The sequence below is a fragment of the Sphingomonas sp. CFBP8993 genome, assembly GCF_034044895.1.
Lineage (GTDB): Bacteria > Pseudomonadota > Alphaproteobacteria > Sphingomonadales > Sphingomonadaceae > Sphingomonas.
In genome coordinates this window covers 197242-212515 of sequence record NZ_JAXCWU010000005.1, presented here as the reverse complement: position 1 = coordinate 212515, position 15274 = coordinate 197242, and the positions used below count along the sequence as shown (strand labels likewise).

Here is a 15274-nt window from a genome sequence, read left to right as displayed (position 1 = left end):
CATGGCCGACCGCCAGCAGGCGATGCTCAACCGGCTGCACCGGGTCCGCACGCTGCAACTGAACCTGACCCGCGCCGAGGAAGCGCGGGCGCAGGAACGCGTCTCGACCGAGCAGTCCCTGTCGCAGCGTATCGCCCAGCTGGTCGAGGCGGTGTCGCCGGTCGCCGCACCGCCGACCGCCGCCGCCGGATTGATGGCGCGCGCGCATTTTCGCGGACGCCTGCTCGAATCGGCCGATGCCGCCACCGCGCGGGTCGCCGCCGCCGAACAGCGCGCCGCCCAGGCCGCCGAACAGACGCGCGAGGCCAAGCGCGACCAGACCGCCGTCGAAAAGCTGCTCGAACGGGCCCGCGTCGCCGCCATCCGCGCCGAGATGCGCGCGCTGGAGGACATGCCCGCCGCCGGTTCGCGCGGCGGCCTGGGGCGGGGTCCGGACCGGGATCACAACCGGCACGATCCTTGCTGACGGTGTCCTATCATGTCAGCCATCCCCTCTTTCCTTTCGCCCGACGCGTCCTCGCCCAGCCGGGCGACCTCGCTCCGATCGCGGCCCGATGCCACGGGCGCGGCCGGGCAACCCCCGAAATTCGCTGACTTTCTGACCGCCAGCGTGGTCGTGCCGCCGCCCGGGGGCGACACGGGCATGCCGCTCGCTTCCAAGCCCGCAGCGGGCGCGATCGACGGTGCGGCAATGCCCGAGGCTCCGATGGCGGCATTGCCCGGCAACGGCTTGCCGACCCCCGCGCCTTCCTTGCCGGTCATGCCCGCCGTCCGGGCGGATAGCCCGAGCGCCGCGCCCGTCACGGCCCAGGTAGTTGCCGGTGAGCCCGTTTCCGCTGCGCCTGTCGCGGCCGGAGCGGTCACCGTCACGCCGCTTGCTACCCGGTCCGTCGCGAAGGCGATGCCAAGCGATGGTGCGCCGCGGCCCGACAAGCTTATTCAGACGGCCACCGACGACGAACCGACCGGAGATACCGATACCCCGAGCGATCCGTTGGCGACCAAGGACGACGACGAGCCCGGTAACGCACCCGGACCAGCCATCGCCACGCCCATCCTGCCCGACGCAGCCGTCATACCGTTCGCGATGGCACCCACGCCCGACGCGACGCCCGATGCAGCGCCGGTCGCAGCCGCGCCGACGCCCGCAATTCCACCCGCCGCCCGTGCGACGACCGGCCCCGTGGCAGCATCGAAGGTCTTTGCATCGCTGCGTCAGGCGACGGCCGACACCTCTTCGCTGGGCCTAGTTCCCACCCCTTCGGCCGGTCCCATGGTCGCGGCCATGCCGTCTTCGGCGGGCACGCCATCGATCGCGCTGCCCGCCATGCCGGACGCGGCCGCCACTGGCCCGGCGACGCCGATGACGACCACCGCGAATCCGGCACCGTCCGCGAATATGCCCGCCTTCCGGCTGGTCGCCATGCCGGTGGCCACGACGCCCGAGACGGCACCGCCGCCGCTGGCTACGCTGCCCAGCGGCCCGCTGAGCGTGACCCAACCGGCACAGGCGACCGCGACGATCGGCCTGCTGGCGGGCGCGCTGCGCGGGGCGGCGACGCCGGTTCGCGACGAGGATCCGCTGGACGACCCCGCCCGGCCGACCACCGCGGCGATCGACCCGGCCGCGCTGGCCGCAACCGACCTGACCCGCCCCGTGGCGTCCGCCAGCGCACCCGACCAGCCGCCGCTCGACATGACGCAGGCGCATTGGCCGCAGGGCATGATCGAACGCATCGACCGCATGCGCGAGGATGCAGCCACCGCCGACACCCGGATCCAGCTGTCGCCCGACGCGCTGGGCGGCATCGCGGTGGCGATTCGCCAGGATGACGGCGCGACCCATATCCATTTCACCGCCGACCATGCCGGCACCGCCGCGATGCTCGCCGATGCGCAGGGCCAGCTCACCCGGCTGGCCGAGGACAAGGGCATGCGGCTGGGCGATGTGGCGGTGGCGTCCGGTGGTACGGGCGGCGGCATGGCGAGCGGGTTCGACATGGGCCAGTCGCTGCGCGACCAGCGTCCCCCCGCCCAGCCCGCGCCGGTGATCCCGTCACGGCCGCGCGGCAGCGGCACCTCCCTCTTCGGCGAGGAATCGGTCGGATCGTCCCCGACCGCCTCGCCTTCCACCCCATCCATCCGAATCGCCTGAGGAACTGAACTATGAGCGACGCGAAAGACACGCCCACCGATGATGCGCCCAAGAAGAAGAAGGGCAAGCTCGGCAAGATCATCGTCATGGTCGTCGGCGTCCTCGTCCTGCTGGGCGGTGGCGTCGGTGCCGGGCTCTATGCCGCCAGTTCGGGCCTGATCGGCGGCCACGGCGCGAAGGCCGACAAGGCGGGCCATGAGGAAGCCGAGGCCGATGCCAGCCATCCCGGCCCCAAGCTGGTGCCCAAGGCCGAGCAGAAGCGCGCCGGAGCCGAAGGTGAAGGGGGCGAAGGCGGTCATGGCGGCGGCGAAGGTGGCGGCCATGGCGAGGGCGGCGAAGGCGGCGGTACACACGAGAATGTCGGCATGAAGACGCCGGTGGGCGATGGCGGCGAGCGCTATGCGTCCAACTATTACCAGCTGCCCAAGGACTTCACCTCGAACCTGCGCGACTCGATCCATATCGTCCAGGTCGGGCTGGCCATCTCGACCCCCTATGACGACACGGTCATCAACAATCTGAAGACCAACGACTTGGCGGTCCGCTCGGCGGTGCTGATGACGCTGGGCGATGCCAGCGAGGACATGGTGACGTCCGGCGACGGCAAGCGGCAGCTCCAGCGCCGCCTGGTCGACGCGATCAACGAGATTCTTCGCCAAAAGGAGGGATTCGGCGGCGTCGCTAACGTCTACTTTACCAATTTTGTTGTTCAGTGAGGCATGGTTAACGCCGCCCCTCAGGTTGAACGTCGCGAACGTCCGCGGGATCAGTATGTCGCTGATCACGGGGTGCTGGGCTCGCACAAGATCAACCCGTTCGGCGATCTCCACACGATGCAGCATCTGTCCGCGCGACTGGCGCGGACGCTGCGCGGCCTGTTCGAATCGCTCCTTCGCGAAGAGTTGCGCTGCTGGGCCGAGCCGCTGGTCGTCCAGCGCTTCTCGGATTACCGGGCCGAGCGCGGCGACGGGCTGAGCGCCTGGATGCCGATGGTCATGTCGTCGTTGAACGGCATTTCCGCCGATGCCCAGGCGCTGGTCGTCATCGAGGGCGGGTTCGGCATGTCGCTGATCGACCTGTTCTTCGGCGGCACCGGCGCGGTTCCCGATCCCCTGCCGCCCGAATTCTCGCCCGCGGCCGAGGCGATGATGACCCAGCTGGGCGGCATGATGGCCACGCCGATGCGCAACGCCTGGGACTCGCTCGCCAAGCTCGACTTCCGCGCCGGTCGCACCGAATCCTCGCCCGCCCTGCTGTCGGGGATCGAGGGCGAGGATGCGATGATCGTCACCCGTTTCGGCCTGGCCCGCCAGGATCGCCGCCCCTCGATGCTCGACATCCTGTATCCGGTCAGCGCGTTGAAGCCGCACGGCTCCGCCCTTACCGGCAAGGTCGTCGACAACAAGGGCGAGGCGCATCCGACCTGGCGTGGCGACCTGACGCGCGCGGTGATGACGGTGCGCTTCCCGGTCCGCTCGGTCCTCGCCGAACCCGTCGTGCCGCTCAGCCGCCTGATGGACCTGAAGATCGGTGACGTGATCCCCATCAGCTTCGGCCCGGAAGTGCCGGTGATGGTGGGCGGCGACCTGCTGGGCACCGGCACGGTCGGCACCGCCAATGGCCGCGCCGCCGTCCAGCTCACCTCGCTCGCCCGCTCGCCCGAGTCGCTCGCGCAATCCTTTGAAGGACACCAACAATGAACGATATGGCCGGGGGCTTCCCCGTCGACACGTCGGTCGCCGCCAATTTCCGGCTGCTCCAGGACGTCGACGTCAAGCTGACCGTCGAGATCGGCTCGACCCAGCTGACGCTGCGCGAGCTGCTGGCGCTGTCCGAATCGAGCGTGATCGAACTGGACCGCCAGGCCAACGAGTTGCTCGACGTGCTGGTCAACGGCACGCTGATCGGGCGCGGCGAAGTTGTGACGGTCGGCGACCGGTTCGGCGTGCGCATGACCGAGCTGGTCAACCCCGACAAGCGCGGCTGATCCCACGATGCTCTGGTCCTACATCCTGAAGCTGGTCGTCCTGCTGCCGCTGATCTGCGGCCTGATGATCGGTTGCCTGTATCTGTGGCGTCGCCTGGAGACCCGGATGCCGGGCCGCCCGGCGACGCGGCTGATCCATGTCCGCGAAACGATGATGATCTCGCCCGGCCTGCGCCTGGCGGTCATCGAGTTCGAGGGGCGCAACCTGCTCGTCTCGGTCGGGCGCGGCGGTGTCCAGCTGGTCGACAAGGTCGAGGGTAAGGGCCCGGTCACGCCGGTCACGCCGACGCCGATGGAACCGACCATGCCGCGCCGTCCCGACTTCGTCTCCCGCTTCGCGCCCAAGAAGTTCGACCAATGAGCATTTCCGTGACCCGCCGGGGCACCGGCCCCGCGCTGATCCGCACGCAGGATGCCGGTGCGGCGCGCCGCAGCCTGAAGCCGCTGTGGATCGTGCTGGCGCTGCTGCTGGCGCTGGTCATCGCGATGCCGGCCTTTGCCCAGGCCGCACCGGCCGCCGCTCCCGCCGCCGCACCCGCACCCGCACCGGGCGTCGGCGACGCGGTCGACCGCGCGATCGGCCAGCTGGGCGGCGGCGCCAATGGCGGCTCGGGCTCGCTGAGCCTGTCGCTCCAGGTCCTGATCATCATGGGCCTGCTGACGATCCTGCCGGGCATCATCCTGATGATGACCAGCTTTACCCGGATCGTCATCGTGCTCGCCATCCTGCGCCAGGCGATGGGCCTGCAACAGACTCCGCCCAACCAGGTGCTGATCGGCCTGTCGGTGTTCCTGTCGCTGTTCATCATGGCCCCGACCATCAACCAGATGAACACCCAGGCAATCCAGCCCTATGCCGAAGGACGCCTGCCCGGCACCGAGATGATCAAGGCCGCCGGTGCGCCGCTGCACGCCTTCATGGCCAAGCAGACCCGGATCAAGGACGTGTCGATGTTCGCCGAGATGGCGAAATCGGGTCCCTATGCCAGCCCCAACGACATTCCCTATGCCGTGCTGCTCCCCGCCTTCGTCACCTCGGAGCTGAAGACCGCGTTCCAGATCGGCTTCCTGATCTTCCTGCCCTTCATCGTCATCGACCTGGTCGTCGCGACCGTCCTGATGGCGCTGGGCATGATGATGCTGTCGCCCTCGATCATCTCGCTGCCGTTCAAGCTGCTGCTGTTCGTGCTGGTCGACGGATGGGCGCTGACCATGGGCAGCCTGGCCAACAGTTTCGCGACATAGGGGGTGCCCCCCTAATTCCTCTCCGGCAAGGGGAGGGGGACCAGCAAAGCTGGTGGAGGGGTGTCGCGCTATCGGGAGGGTGACACCCCTCCGACGCGCTGCGCGCGCCACCTCCCCTTCCACGGGACGAATGAGTTCGGTGCCGGACGACAGGCCTTCATTAACCATTTTGGCCCCATAATCCGTTCAGCCTGAGCGCAGTCGAAGGCCACGGGAATCCCTCCCACGGAAGCATGCGAGCATCATGGACGCCCAATATTTCCTGACGCTGGCCAACCAGACCATGTGGGTGCTGGCGCTGGCCGCCGCCCCCATCCTGCTGCCGGTGCTGGTATCAGGCCTGGTCATCGGCATGGTACAGGCCGCCACCTCGATCAACGAACAGACCCTGTCGTTCGTGCCCAAGCTGATCGTCGTGGCCGTCTCGATCCTGATCTTCGGCAGCCTGATCATGGGCCTGCTCAGCGACTTCACCGTCAGCATGTTCGAGCGCATCCCGGACTTGGTAAAGTGAAGGTCTGGGTAAAATAACATGCTGGGCTTCGGCCTCTCGATCGAGCCACAGGCCTGGGCGATCCTGTTCATCATGATCCGGGTCGGGGCGGCGTTCATCACCGCGCCCGTCTTCGGCGCGGTGTCGATCCCCCTGCCCGTGCGGATCAGCCTGGCCGGGGCCATCGCCTTTCTGGTGAACCTGGCGCACCCCGTCGTGCCGCCGCCCGTGATCTTCGCGGTGCCCACCATCATGGCGGTGGTGGCCGAGGTGATCGTGGGTCTCGCGCTCGGCCTGATCCTGCAGGTCGCCTTCACCGCCCCCCTGGTCGCCAGCGAGCTGATCGGCGGGTCGATGGGCATCAGCTTCGCGTCCACGATCGACCCGCTCAACGGTCGTTCGACCCAGGCGCTGGGCCAGTTCTTCACGGTCATGCTGACCCTGTTGTTCCTGTCCGTCGATGGGCACCTCGTCCTCGTCGACACGATCGTCAAAAGCTATGACGCGCTGCCCCCCGGCAGGGCCTGGATGGACCCGGCGCAATTCCGTGCGATCGCGCTGTTCGGCAGCTATGCCTTCCTGGCGGGCCTGTTGCTAGCGCTGCCGGTCGGCTTCCTGCTGCTTTGCCTGAACCTCGTGATGGGCATGATGAGCCGCGCCGCGCCCTCGCTCAACCTGTTCTCGGTGGGCCTGCCCGCCGCGCTCACCATCGGCGTCATCGCCATCGCCGTCGCCTTCCCCGCCATGGGTGACTATATGCTGGTCATCATCCGCGAAGGGCTTGCCGCCACCGTCACGCTGGTGCTCGGCTGATGTCGGAGGGCGGCGAAAAGACAGAAGCCCCAACCCAAAAGCGTCGCGACAAAGCGCGCGACGACGGGCAGATCCTGCGCAGCAAGGACCTGGCGGCGGCTTTGGTGATGATGGCGGGTATCGCCTGGCTGATGTTCGCAGGGCCCACCCTTTTGGGCGCGTGCAAGGCGGTGATGGCGACGAGTTTCCAGTTCACCCATGCCGATGTCGAGGATTTCGAGCCGTTTCGCCCGTTGATGGAGGCGGGGTGGAAGCTGCTGCCCTCGATGGCGTCGCTGTTCGCGATCACCATCGTCGCGACCGTCGCGTCGCAGGCCGGGCTGGGCTCGCTGCGCTTCAATCCCAAGGCCATCGCGCCCAAGCCGTCCAAGCTGAACCCCGCCTCGGGCCTGAAGCGCATCTTCGGGATGCAGGGCTGGACCGAACTCGGCAAGTCGCTGCTGAAGGTCGTGCTGCTCGGTGTGATCGGCGCGTACATGCTGTGGCGCACCACGCGCCCGACGCTGGGCCTGGCGCAGAGCGACATCAACGGGGCGATCGGACAGCTGGGCGGCACCTTCATCACCATCCTGCTGGTGATGGGGTTCGGCCTGATCCTGATCGCCGGGTTCGACGTGCCGCTGCAGATCTTCCAGCTGTTCTCGAAGCTCAAGATGACCAAGCAGGAGGTCAAGGACGAGCATAAGGAGGCCGAGGGCAACCCCGAGGCCAAGGCGCATATCCGCGCCAAGCAACGCGAGATGTCGCATCGTGCGGTCCGCGCGGCGGTGCAGGAGGCGCATGTCATCCTGACCAACCCTACCCATTTCGCGGTCGCGCTGCGGTACGAACGCGGCCAGGACGAGGTGCCGGTGGTGGTCGCCAAGGGGCGCGGCGCGACCGCGCTCGCCATTCGCGAGATGGCGGCCGAATATGCCACGCCCGTGCTGGAATATCCGCAGCTCGCCCGCGCCGTCTATTACACCAGCCGCGAGGGGCAGGAGGTGCGCCCCGACCTGTACCAGGCGATCGCGGTCATCCTCGCCTTCGTCTTCGGCCTCAACGCGGGTGCGGGCGGCACGGCCCAGCCGCCGGTCGAGGTCCCGGTCGAGGCGCGCTTCGACGAAAACGGCCAGCTCGCATCATGAGGTCCGTACTGATTCCACTCGCTTCGTCGCATCGCCCTAAAGCCCGACCCGCGCCGGTCGTTACCGATGACGTACCCGTGTCGGAGCGCCGTCGATGACGACCATTTCTTCCACTTCCTCGTCGACCGCCACCCCGACGCCCACGCCGTCGACGACGGACGCGACCAAGACCGCCGCGCAGGCGCTGTTCAACTCGCTGCAGACGGGGTCGGGCATCGACCTGTCGTCGCTCGTCCCCTCGCTGGTCCAGGCGCAGTTCGCCGCCCGCACCGCCGCGTTGAAGGCCAAGGCCAGCACGCTGACCGCGCAGATCTCGGCGACCTCGACCGTCATGAGCTCGATCACCGACTTTGCCAGCTCGCTCGCCTCGCTGGCCAAGGGCGGCACGCTGGCGACCCAGGCGACCAGCAGCAATTCGGGCGTGCTGAGCGTGACGACGCAATCCGGTGCCAAGCTGGCGGGCCTGTCCAAGTCGATCACCGTCACCGCGCTGGCCACCGCGCAGACCAACGTCACCAATACCAGCTATGACCGCACCGCGGCGATGGGCACGGGCAAGCTGACCATCAAGGTCGGATCGAACACGGCGGTCGACATCAATTTCCCCGACGGCACCAGCCCGACGCTCGACGATATCGCCAGCAAGGTGAACGCGGCCAAGACCGGCGTGACCGCGTCGGTCATCTCGGACGTCAACGGCAAAGCGTATCTGTCCTTCAGCGGGCCGACCGGCGCCGCGAACAGCTTCACCGTCACCGCCAGCGAGGGCGCAACGCCCGGCCTGTCCAACTTCGCGGTCGGCAACGGCGCGACCAGCACGCGCAGCGCGGCTACCGCCGGCAATGCCCAGATGACCGTCGACGGCGTGTCGGTGCAGCGTGCGACCAACAGCTTCAGCGACTTGATCCCCGGCGTGGCGATGACGCTGAACGCGGTGTCGACCGCGCCCGTGTCGCTGACCGGCACGCGCCCCACCGCCGCGCTGACTTCGGTCGTGTCGGACTTCGTGTTGACCTATAACGACAAGATGGTCGAGCTGAACAAGACGCTCGATCCGCAGACCGGCGACCTGCGCAGCAGCGTGGCTGCGCGTTCGCTGCAACAATCGCTGGCGCGGCTGACCACGTCCAAGATCGTGCCGGGCGACAGTTCGACGCCGGGGCCCAAGACGCTCGCCGATCTGGGCGTCGGGACCAACCGGGACGGCACGCTCAAGGTCGACTCGGCGCGCCTGTCGCAGGTGATGGCGCAATATCCCGATGCCGTCGAACAGATGTTCCAGAGCAGCGGCGACAATTTGATCGGCCTGTCGGCGCAGTTGAACAACATCCAGATGGCGGCGACCAGCACCGTCTATGGCCTGGGCGCCACGTCGAAGCAGCTCGCCCAGGACCAGAGCGCCAACCAGCTCGCCCAGAGCAATCTGACCGACGACCAGACATCGACGCAGGACCGGATGACGGCACAGTTCGCCGCGATGAATGCGCGCGTCTCGAGCTACAAGTCGGTTCAGAGCTTCCTGACCCAGCAGGTCAACATGTGGACGAAGAGCAGCAACTGATATGGCCTATGCTACCGGACTATTGGCCGATCCTGCCGCCACCTATCGCCAGATCGACGTCGTCGGTCGGACCGCGACGGCGGACGGCCCCGCGCTCGTCCAGCTTCTCTACGAGGAACTGATCTCCGCGCTGCGCTCGGCCGCCTGGGCGACCGAACATGGCCAGCTCGCGCGCAAGAGCGAGCGGGTGACGCGCGCCACCGCGATCCTGTTCGCGCTCGAGGCGGGGCTCGACTTCGACCATGGCGGCGAGATGTCGATCACCTTCGCCAAGCTCTACGCGGGCGCGCGACGCCAGATCGTCGACGGCTCGCTCGAACAGGACCCGCAGGTGTTCCGCAACGTCGCCGGCAGCATCGCCGACATTGCCGAGGCATGGGACATGGTGCGCAAGATGAACGCGCCGAAGAAGGGCAACTAAACGCGGCCTTCGACATCCGGCATCCGGTCACGCTGCGCGATGCCGAAGCCCGCAGTTACCGCCGGAACCAGTGTTTCTGCACGAAATAGATGACGATCCCCACCGCGATCAGCGTGCAGGCACCCAGGATCGCGTCGAATGCCCAGCTTTCGTCGGCATAGGGCAGGTTCTTGACGTTCATCCCGTAAAGCCCGGTGATGAAGGTCAACGGCAGGAACACCATCGCTACGATCGAGATGACCAGCGCGCGATTGTCGATCTGTTCCGCGCGCATGTCGCTCAGCGTCTCGTGGATCAGCGCGGAGCGTTCGCGGATCGATTCCAGCTCCTCGGCCATGCGCGCCGCACGGTCGGCGGCGGCGGACAAATGCAGCCGGTCGTCGGCGGCCAGCCAGTCGCCGGGCAGCGCGGCCAGCTTTTCGAGTGCGGCGCGTTGCGGATTGAGGAAGCGGCGATAACCGATCGCGGCGACGCGCACCCGGCTGACCGTGCGGCGCAACTGGAAGACGCGGTGTTCGTCCAGCTGCTCCTCGCACCCGTCGAGTTCGTCGCCCAGATTGGCGACGTCGGGGTCCATGTCGCCGGTGATCGCGGTGGCGAAGGCGGTGATCAGGTCGCCGGGATCGTTGATCGCGCCCTTCTCCACCTCCTGCCGCACGGCATCCGTCGCCAGCAGCGGGCGGCGGGTCACCGAATAGACCTTTCCCTTCACCGCCCAGATGCGGACCGAGGCGAGCATGTCCGACCCGTCGAGCGGCTCGCTGCTGCGCCCGCGCAGGTTGAGGAACGCCCCCTCGCCCACCGCCTCGCAACGCGGCCGCGTCTCGGTCGCGGTCAGCGCGTCGATGACATAGTCGTCCAGATGCGCCGCATCGCGCAGCCAGCGTTGCGCGACCGCGTCATTGGTTTCCAGATGCACCCAGACCAAATTCGCTTTGGCGTCCACCGCCTCGCGGATCTTGATCGGCGCGGCATGTCCGTCATCGATGCGATAGGCAAAGCCAGTCATGCGCGCAGGTCCATGGCGAGGTCGACGATCTGCCCCTCGCCCGGCTCGGTCGGCAATGCGTCGCTGGCGATCCGCACCGCATCGGCGCGCGCGCGGTCGAGGATGGCGGGCGGCACATCGACGCGGTGATAGACCCGGTCGGCGGCGGCCAGCGCCCGCGCCTGGCGCAGCGTCAAATCGTCGGGATCGGTCGAGGTGAGGACGAACGTCGCGACCTGTGCCGCCGGACGCGCGACGCCCGCCAGCCAGGCGGCAACATCGGTTTCACCGGCCAGCGGATCGAGCGCGCCGCCGGGCGACAGCGCCGCCCCGATCGCGCGCCGTCGCTCCGCCCCATCGGGGAAGCGCGCACGCAAGCCTGCGCGCGCGGCGTACAGCCCCTCGGCCAGGGTGCCGAGCCCCGCCGGAAGCAACGTCTCCAGCCGCTGGCGCAGCGCCGCGGCCAGCCCCGCCGACACGCCGCCGGTGCCGATCGCGACGATCACCGGCCCACGCTCGACGATGGCGGGCAGGGTGAAGTCGCACGCCGCAGGCCGGTCGACCGCATTGACCAGCACGCCGCGCGCCTTCAGCCGGGCGATGGCGGCTTGCGCCTTGTCCTCATCCTCGATGGCGACGATGGCGAGCGCGGCCTGCGCCTCCTCGCCGACGACCTGCGCCCCGGCGCGGTCGAGCAGACGGCGCTTGGCCTCGGCCGGTTCGCCCTCGCCGACCAGAATGACCGGGCGACCGTTCAAACGGACGAACAGAGGCAGGCTACCGAGGCTCACCCATTCCTCCCCATCTCCAAGCACAGCTTGGGGAGGAATGGGGCCAGCGGCGTCACTTCTTCAGCCACTCCGGCACGCGCTCGGCGGCGATGATCGTCTCGGCGGCGATGCGGTCGGCGACGACGGCGAAGCGGTCGCCCTCGACCATGACCTCGGGCACCAGCGGGCGGCTGTTATAGGTCGACGCCATGGTCGCGCCATAAGCCCCGGCGGTGCGGAACACCGCGAGGTCGCCCGACTTCACCGCATCGATCTCGCGGTTCATGGCGAAGGTGTCGCCCGTCTCGCACACCGGTCCGGCGATGTTCGCCATCATCGTCTCGCCGGTCGGCTTGACCGCGACGAATTCGTGGTGAGCATCGTAGAGCGCGGGCCGCATCAGGTCGTTCATCGCCGCATCGACGATGACGTAAGGGTTGGCGACGCCGGGCTTCACCCAGACGACTTCGGTCGCGAGCACCCCGGCATTGCCCGCGATCACCCGGCCCGGTTCGAACATCAGTTCGACGTCCCAGTCCCTGGTCACGCGCGCCACCATCTCGCCATAAGCGGCAGGGGCGGGCATGACGTCACCCGGCTTGTACGGCACGCCCAGGCCGCCGCCCAGATCGACGCGGCTGATGCGATGCCCCGCCCCGCGCAGCTCGGCGACCAGTTCGCCGACGCGCTTGTACGCGGCCTCCAGCGGGGCAAGGTCGCCCAGCTGGCTGCCGATGTGGCAGGCGACACCCTTCAGGTCGATGCCGGGCAGCCCCGCCAGCCGGTCGAACATGCCGAGCGCCTGGTCGATCGGCACGCCGAACTTGTTCTCCTTGCGGCCGGTCGAGATCTTGGCGTGGGTGCCCGCGTCCACGTCCGGATTCACCCGCAGCGTGGCCGGGGCGACAAGGCCGCGCTCATGCGCCAGCTCGGCGAGGACCGCGCCCTCTTCCTCCAGCTCCAGGTTGAACTGGCCGATCCCGGCCTCCAGCGCGGCGACCAGCTCGGCGCGGGTCTTGCCGACGCCCGAGAACACGATGTCCTCCGCCTTCATGCCCGCCGCCAGCGCGCGCCGCATCTCGCCGACCGAGACGACGTCCGCGCCATAGCCTTCGTCGGCCAGCACGCGCAGCACGGCGATGTTCGGGTTCGCCTTGATCGCATAGGCCAGGTGCACGCGCGGCAGGGCGCTCAGCCCCTCGCGAAACACCTGCGCATGACGGCGGAAGGTCGAGGCGGAATAGATATAGACCGGCGTGCCGACCTCCGCCGCGATCCGGGATACGGGCACGTCCTCCACATGGAGTTCGCCGTTCGAGAAATGAAAATGGTCCATCAGCGGGGGGGCAAATCAAATTCGTCCGAACGGCGATCCTGCGACTGGGTCATCAGTTCGTCGGAGCGTTGCGGGCGTTGTTGGGGGGTGGCCGTCAGCAGTTGCTGCGGCGTCGGAGTCGCGGTGGCGCCGCGCGGGGCCACGGGCAGGCTCTCGCCCTTGGCCGGTTGCAGCCGGTTGGCCGCACCGCAACCGGTCAGCGCCAGCGCGACCAGCAGGGCGAGCGCGGGCTTCATGCCCGCAGGCCCCGTGCGGTCGCGATGGCGGCGCGGACATTGGCGGGCGCGGTGCCGCCGAAGCTGACCCGGCTGGCGACCGAGGCATCGACCGACAGCACGTCATAGATGCTGTCGTTGATCCGCGCGTCGATCGCGGTCAGATCCTCGATGGAAAGCTGATGCAGCATCACGCCCTTTTCCTCGGCCAGCTTCACCGCGCGACCCGTGATATGATGCGCCTCGCGGAAGGGGATGCCACCGACGCGCACCAGCCAGTCGGCCAGATCGGTCGCGGTCGAGAAGCCCGCCTCCGCGACGCCACGCATCCGCTCGGTCCGGAACGTCGCGCTCTGGATCATGCCGGTCATCGCGGCGATGGACAGCGCCAGCAGGTCGTGCGCCTCGAACACCGGCGGCTTGTCGTCCTGCATGTCCTTGGAATAGGCCAGCGGCAGGCCCTTCATCGTGACCATCAGGCTGGTCATGCAGCCCATGATCCGCCCCGCATGACCGCGCACCAGCTCGGCCGCGTCGGGGTTGCGCTTCTGCGGCATGATCGAGCTGCCGGTCGACCACTGGTCGGACAGCGCCACGAAGCCGAAGGGCTGCGACGCCCAGAGCACGAACTCTTCCGCAAGCCGCGACAGGTGCAGCGAGCAGTTGGTCGCCGCCTGCAGATAGTCGATCGCGAAGTCCCGGTCGCTGACCGCGTCCAGCGAGTTGCGCGTCGGCGCGTCGAAGCCGAGCGCCGCCGCCGTCATGTGACGATCGACCGGAAAGCCCGTCCCCGCCAGCGCCGCCGAGCCCAACGGGCACTGGTTCATCCGCGCGCGCGCATCGGCGAAGCGGCTGGCGTCGCGCACGATCATCTCGTGATAGGCCATCAGGTGATGGCCCAAAGTCACCGGCTGCGCCGATTGGAGATGCGTGAAGCCCGGCATCACGCTGTCGGCATGTTCCTCGGCGCGGGTCAGCAACGCGTCCCGAAGCGCGCCAAGCGCCGCCAGCGTCTCGTCGATCGCATCGCGCACCCACAGGCGGAAATCGGTCGCCACCTGGTCGTTGCGCGACCGGGCGGTGTGCAGGCGTCCCGCGACCGGGCCGATCAGCTGGGCCAGCTTCGCCTCGGTCTGCATATGGATGTCTTCGAGGGTCAGGTCCTCGGCCACGCCGTTGGCGGCATAATCCTGCGCGACCTGGTCCAGCCCGGCGGCAATCGTCGCGGCGTCCTCGGCCGAGACGATGCCCTGTTTGCCCAGCATGGCGACATGCGCTTTCGATCCGGCGATATCCTGTTTCCACAATCGCTTGTCGAAGGGGATGGACGCGTTTATCTCGCGCATCACCGCGGCGGGACCTTCTGCGAAGCGCCCGCCCCACATTGCATTGGAGCCGCCCATGTCGTCGCGTACCGTGATCGCCTGTCTCCTGGGGCTGATGGTCGCCGGGTGCGATAAGCAAAGCCCCGCCCCGGAGCAAGCCGGCAACACCTCCACCGGGGAAGTTTCCAGCGGCGAAGTGACCAGCGGCGAGGCCTCGGGCCCGTCCACGACCGAGGCTCCCAAGCCCGCCGGAAAGGTCGATCGCAGCCACAAGGGCGAAGCCGCGCCGACGCTGGCCTTCACCACGCTGGACGGCAAGCCTGCCAGCCTGGCGGATTTCAGGGGCAAGCCGGTGCTGATGAACCTGTGGGCCACCTGGTGCGGGCCGTGCGTGGCGGAGATGCCGACGCTGGCGGCGCAGGCCGAACGGTCGAAGGGCAAGATCGCGGTGATCGCCGTGGCGCAGGACGATGCCGCCAAGGTGAAGCCGTTCCTGGCGGGCAAGAAGCTGGACGCGCTGCCCATCTATCTCGACTCCAAGCTGTCGTTGAGCGTCCATTACAAGGCGAATTTGCCGACCACGATCCTGTACGGGGCGGACGGCAAGGAAATCTGGCGAGTGACCGGCGGCTTCGAATGGGTCGGGGCCGAGGCGGACGGGCTGCTGGCCGAGGCGATGTGATCCGCTGATCCCCCCTGCCGCCCCGGCCCTTGCCGGGCGAGGTGCCGGGGCGGGGCAGCGTGAATCACACCACCATAAAAAAGCCCCGCCCGGGGTGAACCGGACGGGGCAGGCTGGGGTAAAATAGTCCGGAGAAAAAGGCCGGGCGGCGCGCGA

18 protein-coding genes are annotated in these 15274 nt (G+C 68.3%); 13 read left to right on the top strand and 5 right to left on the bottom strand.

The window, feature by feature from the left end:
* The first annotated feature begins 1 nt into the window (after position 1).
* From SOM26_RS12095 to fliS, 12 genes are all read left to right on the top strand, one after another.
* Entirely contained in the window at positions 2-466 is a 465-nt protein-coding gene (locus SOM26_RS12095; RefSeq protein ID WP_320452975.1) for a hypothetical protein, read from the top strand.
* Positions 467-478: 12 nt separating this feature from the next.
* Positions 479-2155: a flagellar hook-length control protein FliK gene (locus tag SOM26_RS12090; protein ID WP_320452974.1), complete on the top strand. Its 1677-nt coding sequence runs from the start codon at positions 479-481 to the stop codon at positions 2153-2155.
* Between the two features lie 11 nt (positions 2156-2166).
* Entirely contained in the window at positions 2167-2871 is a 705-nt protein-coding gene (locus tag SOM26_RS12085; RefSeq protein WP_320452973.1) for a flagellar basal body-associated FliL family protein, read from the top strand.
* A 3-nt stretch (positions 2872-2874) separates the two neighbouring features.
* Entirely contained in the window at positions 2875-3855 is a 981-nt protein-coding gene (locus SOM26_RS12080) for a flagellar motor switch protein FliM (protein WP_320452972.1), read from the top strand.
* Positions 3852-4142 carry a flagellar motor switch protein FliN gene (gene fliN / locus SOM26_RS12075; RefSeq protein WP_320452971.1) on the top strand — a complete coding sequence of 97 codons (291 nt, stop codon included), beginning with the start codon at positions 3852-3854 and terminating at the stop codon, positions 4140-4142. Before SOM26_RS12080 ends, fliN begins: the two co-directional genes overlap by 4 nt.
* Positions 4143-4149: 7 nt before the next feature.
* Positions 4150-4503, top strand: coding sequence for a FliO/MopB family protein (locus tag SOM26_RS12070; RefSeq protein WP_320452970.1), 354 nt, complete (start codon positions 4150-4152; stop codon positions 4501-4503).
* Positions 4500-5387, top strand: coding sequence for a flagellar type III secretion system pore protein FliP (fliP, locus tag SOM26_RS12065; RefSeq protein ID WP_320452969.1), 888 nt, complete (start codon positions 4500-4502; stop codon positions 5385-5387). Before SOM26_RS12070 ends, fliP begins: the two co-directional genes overlap by 4 nt.
* A gap of 244 nt (positions 5388-5631) precedes the next feature.
* A complete protein-coding gene (gene fliQ, locus SOM26_RS12060; RefSeq protein ID WP_320452968.1) occupies positions 5632-5901 on the top strand; it encodes a flagellar biosynthesis protein FliQ in 270 nt (89 codons plus the stop codon).
* Positions 5902-5919: 18 nt separating this feature from the next.
* Positions 5920-6693, top strand: coding sequence for a flagellar biosynthetic protein FliR (gene fliR / locus SOM26_RS12055; protein ID WP_320452967.1), 774 nt, complete (start codon positions 5920-5922; stop codon positions 6691-6693).
* A complete protein-coding gene (locus SOM26_RS12050; RefSeq protein WP_320452966.1) occupies positions 6693-7820 on the top strand; it encodes an EscU/YscU/HrcU family type III secretion system export apparatus switch protein in 1128 nt (375 codons plus the stop codon). The genes fliR and SOM26_RS12050 overlap by 1 nt, the downstream gene beginning before the upstream one ends.
* Positions 7821-7914: 94 nt before the next feature.
* Positions 7915-9381, top strand: a complete 1467-nt coding sequence (fliD, locus tag SOM26_RS12045) for a flagellar filament capping protein FliD (protein ID WP_320452965.1) — start codon at positions 7915-7917, stop codon at positions 9379-9381.
* Position 9382: 1 nt separating this feature from the next.
* On the top strand, positions 9383-9802 hold the full coding sequence (gene fliS, locus SOM26_RS12040) for a flagellar export chaperone FliS (protein ID WP_320452964.1): 420 nt from the start codon (positions 9383-9385) through the stop codon (positions 9800-9802).
* Between the two features lie 55 nt (positions 9803-9857).
* Here the strand turns inward: fliS and SOM26_RS12035 are convergent, their stop codons facing one another.
* Genes SOM26_RS12035 through argH form a run of 5 tightly spaced genes read right to left on the bottom strand, consistent with a single transcriptional unit; the run spans position 9858 to position 14496 of the window.
* Complete coding sequence (locus SOM26_RS12035) at positions 9858-10811, bottom strand: zinc transporter ZntB (RefSeq protein WP_320452963.1); 954 nt, start codon at positions 10809-10811, stop codon at positions 9858-9860.
* A complete protein-coding gene (locus tag SOM26_RS12030; RefSeq protein WP_320452962.1) occupies positions 10808-11581 on the bottom strand; it encodes a precorrin-2 dehydrogenase/sirohydrochlorin ferrochelatase family protein in 774 nt (257 codons plus the stop codon). Before SOM26_RS12030 ends, SOM26_RS12035 begins: the two co-directional genes overlap by 4 nt.
* Before the next feature lie 52 nt (positions 11582-11633).
* Complete coding sequence (lysA, locus tag SOM26_RS12025; RefSeq protein WP_320452961.1) at positions 11634-12896, bottom strand: diaminopimelate decarboxylase; 1263 nt, start codon at positions 12894-12896, stop codon at positions 11634-11636.
* Complete coding sequence (locus SOM26_RS12020; RefSeq protein ID WP_042487426.1) at positions 12896-13132, bottom strand: hypothetical protein; 237 nt, start codon at positions 13130-13132, stop codon at positions 12896-12898. Before SOM26_RS12020 ends, lysA begins: the two co-directional genes overlap by 1 nt.
* A complete protein-coding gene (gene argH, locus SOM26_RS12015) occupies positions 13129-14496 on the bottom strand; it encodes an argininosuccinate lyase (protein WP_320453182.1) in 1368 nt (455 codons plus the stop codon). The genes SOM26_RS12020 and argH overlap by 4 nt, the downstream gene beginning before the upstream one ends.
* A gap of 16 nt (positions 14497-14512) precedes the next feature.
* On the opposite strand from argH, the gene SOM26_RS12010 reads away from it, so the two are divergent.
* The gene (locus SOM26_RS12010) at positions 14513-15118 is read left to right on the top strand and encodes a TlpA family protein disulfide reductase (protein WP_320452960.1); all 606 of its coding nucleotides are present in this window, start codon (positions 14513-14515) and stop codon (positions 15116-15118) included.
* Positions 15119-15274: the final 156 nt, after the last annotated feature.

Excerpts from the sequence above, each read along its gene's own strand:
- SOM26_RS12095 (WP_320452975.1), top strand. The coding sequence starts at position 2 with ATGGCCGACCGCCAGCAGGCGATGCTCAACCGGCTGCACCGGGTCCGC.
- lysA (WP_320452961.1), bottom strand. The coding sequence starts at position 12,896 with ATGGACCATTTTCATTTCTCGAACGGCGAACTCCATGTGGAGGACGTG.
- fliQ (WP_320452968.1), top strand. The coding sequence starts at position 5,632 with ATGGACGCCCAATATTTCCTGACGCTGGCCAACCAGACCATGTGGGTG.
- fliS (WP_320452964.1), top strand. The coding sequence starts at position 9,383 with ATGGCCTATGCTACCGGACTATTGGCCGATCCTGCCGCCACCTATCGC.
- SOM26_RS12085 (WP_320452973.1), top strand. The coding sequence starts at position 2,167 with ATGAGCGACGCGAAAGACACGCCCACCGATGATGCGCCCAAGAAGAAG.
- SOM26_RS12020 (WP_042487426.1), bottom strand. The coding sequence starts at position 13,132 with ATGAAGCCCGCGCTCGCCCTGCTGGTCGCGCTGGCGCTGACCGGTTGC.
- SOM26_RS12050 (WP_320452966.1), top strand. The coding sequence starts at position 6,693 with ATGTCGGAGGGCGGCGAAAAGACAGAAGCCCCAACCCAAAAGCGTCGC.
- argH (WP_320453182.1), bottom strand. The coding sequence starts at position 14,496 with ATGTGGGGCGGGCGCTTCGCAGAAGGTCCCGCCGCGGTGATGCGCGAG.
- SOM26_RS12090 (WP_320452974.1), top strand. The coding sequence starts at position 479 with ATGTCAGCCATCCCCTCTTTCCTTTCGCCCGACGCGTCCTCGCCCAGC.
- fliN (WP_320452971.1), top strand. The coding sequence starts at position 3,852 with ATGAACGATATGGCCGGGGGCTTCCCCGTCGACACGTCGGTCGCCGCC.
- fliP (WP_320452969.1), top strand. The coding sequence starts at position 4,500 with ATGAGCATTTCCGTGACCCGCCGGGGCACCGGCCCCGCGCTGATCCGC.
- fliD (WP_320452965.1), top strand. The coding sequence starts at position 7,915 with ATGACGACCATTTCTTCCACTTCCTCGTCGACCGCCACCCCGACGCCC.
- fliR (WP_320452967.1), top strand. The coding sequence starts at position 5,920 with ATGCTGGGCTTCGGCCTCTCGATCGAGCCACAGGCCTGGGCGATCCTG.
- SOM26_RS12070 (WP_320452970.1), top strand. The coding sequence starts at position 4,150 with ATGCTCTGGTCCTACATCCTGAAGCTGGTCGTCCTGCTGCCGCTGATC.
- SOM26_RS12080 (WP_320452972.1), top strand. The coding sequence starts at position 2,875 with ATGGTTAACGCCGCCCCTCAGGTTGAACGTCGCGAACGTCCGCGGGAT.
- SOM26_RS12010 (WP_320452960.1), top strand. The coding sequence starts at position 14,513 with ATGTCGTCGCGTACCGTGATCGCCTGTCTCCTGGGGCTGATGGTCGCC.
- SOM26_RS12035 (WP_320452963.1), bottom strand. The coding sequence starts at position 10,811 with ATGACTGGCTTTGCCTATCGCATCGATGACGGACATGCCGCGCCGATC.